The organism is Bacillota bacterium (assembly GCA_040754675.1).
Classification (GTDB): domain Bacteria; phylum Bacillota; class Limnochordia; order Limnochordales; family Geochordaceae; genus Geochorda.
In genome coordinates this window covers 1-3010 of record JBFMCJ010000493.1, presented here as the reverse complement: position 1 = coordinate 3010, position 3010 = coordinate 1, and the positions used below count along the sequence as shown (strand labels likewise).

Annotated in this window: 3 protein-coding genes; all 3 read left to right on the top strand. The window is 71.1% G+C overall.

Annotated elements, in window-relative coordinates:
• Positions 1 to 737 (top strand): dihydroorotase (locus tag AB1609_19620; protein MEW6048653.1); only part of this gene is annotated, 737 nt, incomplete at its 5' end.
• A complete protein-coding gene (gene pyrF / locus AB1609_19615; GenBank protein ID MEW6048652.1) occupies positions 734 to 1735 on the top strand; it encodes an orotidine-5'-phosphate decarboxylase in 1002 nt (333 codons plus the stop codon). The genes AB1609_19620 and pyrF, both read left to right, overlap by 4 nt.
• Before the next feature lie 23 nt (positions 1736 to 1758).
• Positions 1759 to 2868, top strand: a complete 1110-nt coding sequence (gene carA, locus AB1609_19610; GenBank protein ID MEW6048651.1) for a glutamine-hydrolyzing carbamoyl-phosphate synthase small subunit — start codon at positions 1759 to 1761, stop codon at positions 2866 to 2868.
• The last annotated feature ends 142 nt before the right edge of the window (positions 2869 to 3010 follow it).

Below are 3010 nucleotides of genomic sequence, written 5' to 3'. Positions count from 1 at the left end.
CCCTGGCTCAGGGCGGCGTCATGCGGGAAGGCGCCGTTGCCCTGAGGCTCGGCCTGCCCGGAATCCCGGCGGAGGCCGAGAGCGTCGTCGTGGCCAGGGACGTGGCGCTGGCGCGGGCGACGGGCGCCCGGGTTCACCTCGCGCACCTGAGCACGGCGGATTCGGTGCGGATCGTGGCGGAAGCGAAAGCCGCCGGAGTGCCGGTGACGGCCGAGGTCACCCCTCACCACCTGTTCCTGACGGAGGAGGCGCTCGACGGATTCGACCCGAGCGCGAAGGTAAACCCGCCGCTCGGCAGCGCAGAGGACAGGCAGGCGCTGCGAGGGGCGCTGGCAGACGGCGTCATCGACGTGGTGGCCTCCGATCACGCACCGCACGCCGCGGAAGAGAAGGCGTGCGAACTCGACCAGGCGCCGTTCGGAGCCGTAGGCCTGGAGACCATGCTGGCGCTGGTGCTGGGCGAACTCGTGCGCGACGGCACGCTCTCGCCCCTGCAGGCCGTGAGGGCCGTCACCCTCAACCCGGTGCGCGTGTTGGGCCTGCCGGGAGGGCGCCTGGCCGAAGGCGAGGTGGCGGATATCACGCTCTTCGATCCGGGGCGGGAGTGGGTGGTGGATCCCGATCGCTTCCAGTCCAGGGGGCGAAACACGCCATTTGCAGGGTGGAAGCTGAAGGGCCGGCCGGTCGGCACCATCGTGGGCGGGACGATCGTCATGCTGGACGGTGAACTGGCCTGACCTTCGAAGAGCCCCCAGGCAACCACTTCGGCGACCGCCTGGCGGAGGCCGTAGAACGCAAGAACTCCTGCCTGGTGGTGGGGTACGACCCGGACATCGGGCAGCTTCCGCCTCCCGTTCTCGAGGGCCTGCGGCGGGATGGCGAGGGGCGGCCGGCGGGCCAGGCGCTGGAGGCAGCGGCCCGGGCCGTGGAAGGGACGGGTGCCGCGCTCTTCGAGGCCTGCGCGCCCTGGGCGGTGGCGGTCAAGCTCCAGATGGCGTACTTCCTTGCGCTGGGTGGCCCCGGACTCGAGGCTGCGAGGCGCCTGGTGGAGCAGGCTCGCTCGTTCGGCCTGCTGGTCATCGCCGACGCCAAGCCCGGCGACATCGCGAGCACGGCGGCAGCCTACGCCCGCGCGCTGTTGGGTTTTACACCGCTTCCGGGCGGGATGGAGGTCAGGGTGCTGGGGGCGGACGCCTGCACGTTCAACCCGTATCTTGGAGGCGACTCGGCGGTGCCGTTCCTCGACCTGGCGGATAGGGTCGGGAAGGGGATCTTTGCGCTGGTTCACACCTCCAACCCGGGCGCGCAGGACCTTCAGCAACTCGTTTTGAAGGACGGCCGCACGGTAGCCGAGGCGGTGGCCGACATGGTCTTGTCCTGGGCAGCCCCGCGAAGGGGCTCCAGCGGCTACTCCAGCGTCGGGGCCGTGGTGGGTGCCACCTACCCGGATGCCGCCGCGCGCCTGCGCCGCAGGCTGCCAGGGGTGTGGTTGCTGCTGCCCGGGGTCGGGGCGCAGGGTGCCTCACCTGAAGAGCTTTCTCCGGCGTTCGACCGCGACGGCCTGGGCGCTGTGGTGAGCGTCTCCCGATCGATACTGGGCGCGTGGCGGCAGGATGGGGGAGGAGGGCCGGCGCCGGACTGGACGGCTGCGGCGGCCGCCGCGGCGAAGCGGCTGGCCGGCGCCTTGAACCGGGCGCGAGGCCGCGTGGCTGCGGCGCAGGCACAGGGGTCTTGAGAGGGGTAAGCACGTTGTCCAAGGTGCGGCGGCCGGCATGGCTGGCCCTGGAAGATGGAAGCGTCTACGAGGGAGAACTGATCGGCAAAGAGGGTGAGACCACCGGCGAGGTGGTCTTCACCACGTCGCAGACCGGCTATCAGGAGGCGCTCACCGACCCCTCGTACCGCGGGCAGATCCTGGTCTTTACACAGCCGCTCATCGGCAACTACGGCACGTTCCCGCAGGATGCCGAGTCGGCAGCGGCGCAGGTGCGAGGTGTCGTCGTGCGCGAGCTCTCCGATTACCCCGAGGCGCTTCCAGGCGGCGTGACGGGCCTGGAGGCGTGGTTGTCGGCGCAGGGCATCACGGGGATAGCGGGCGTGGACACCCGAGCGCTGGTGCGCCGGCTTCGCAGCCAGGGCACGCTTCGGGGAATCATCACGGCACGCCCCCGGCCCGTCCATGAAATGGTGGAGGCAGCCTGCCGCGTTCCGGACCTTTCGGCTCAGGCGCTGGTCGATGAGGTCAGCCCCGCAGAGCCCTACGAACTTGGCACCGGGACAGGGCCGCGGGTGGCCGTGGTGGACCTGGGCGTCAAGCGGCACATCCTGGTCAACCTCCTGCAGCGGGGCTGCCGGGTCGCGGTCGTGCCCGCCCGCTTCACGGCCGACCAGATCCTGGCCTTGCGGCCCGACGGAGTGGTCATCTCCAACGGCCCGGGGGATCCGGCGGTGCTTTCAGGGCCCGTCGCCACCGTGCGGGATCTGGTCGGGCGAGTCCCGCTGATGGGGATCTGCCTCGGCCACCAGGTGCTGGCGCTGGCCCTGGGCGGGCACACCTACAAGCTCAAGTTCGGCCACCGGGGCGGCAACCACCCCGTGCAGGAGCTGGCCACGGGCCGCGTCTTCATCACGACCCACAACCATGGCTACTCGGTGGACGAACGGACTCTTCCGCCGGAACTCATGGTCACCTACCGCAGCCTCAACGACGGCACGGTGGAGGGGATGCGTCACCGGGAGCTTCCGGCGTGGTCCGTGCAGTTCCACCCTGAGGCGTCGCCCGGCCCGCGGGACAACGTGCACCTCTTCGATGCCTTGGTGGCCGCCGCGGCGGCGAGGCCAGACGGTGCGGCCGGATGGCGGCCGTGACCGGCGGTTTTTCGGTCTTCCGGGCCCCCGTGGTGGGCCGGGAGGAGCTCGGCCCTGGCCTGGTCAGGCTGGCGCTTGAAGCGCCGGAGCTGAAGGCGGCCGCCCCGGGGCAGTTCGTGAACGTGCTGTGCCGGGACCCGCA